Origin of the sequence: Paraburkholderia sp. SIMBA_027, from assembly GCF_046535315.1 — a bacterium.
GTDB classification, from domain to species: Bacteria; Pseudomonadota; Gammaproteobacteria; order Burkholderiales; family Burkholderiaceae; genus Paraburkholderia; species Paraburkholderia tropica.
Genome location: NZ_JAWRWY010000960.1, coordinates 1 through 259, shown reverse-complemented (window position 1 = coordinate 259; position 259 = coordinate 1). Strand labels below are relative to the sequence as shown.

Sequence of the window (259 nt, the reverse complement as noted above, 5' to 3'; positions counted from 1 at the left end):
CATCACGCGCCAAGTAACTCCGGGAGTGTCGCCCGCCGTGAACGCTTCAATGAACTCAACCACCCCGGATGCTTCGTTCCCGCCATTAGCCAGGACCAAAACGGTCGGTCCTGCACCGGAGACCACTGCAGCGTAACCGGCGGAACGAAGGGCTCCGATGAGCTCGGCGCTGGGGCGCATCGCCTCCGCCCGGTAGCTTTGGTGCAAGTAGTCCTCCGTACCAGGCAGCAGTAGCTCCGGCCTGGCGGTCAAGGCATGG

General features: G+C 64.1%; 1 pseudogene. It reads right to left on the bottom strand.

The features are described from left to right. Positions 1–207, bottom strand: a pseudogene (locus SB764_RS41955) (hypothetical protein); the annotation flags it as partial. Positions 208–259 lie beyond the last annotated feature (52 nt).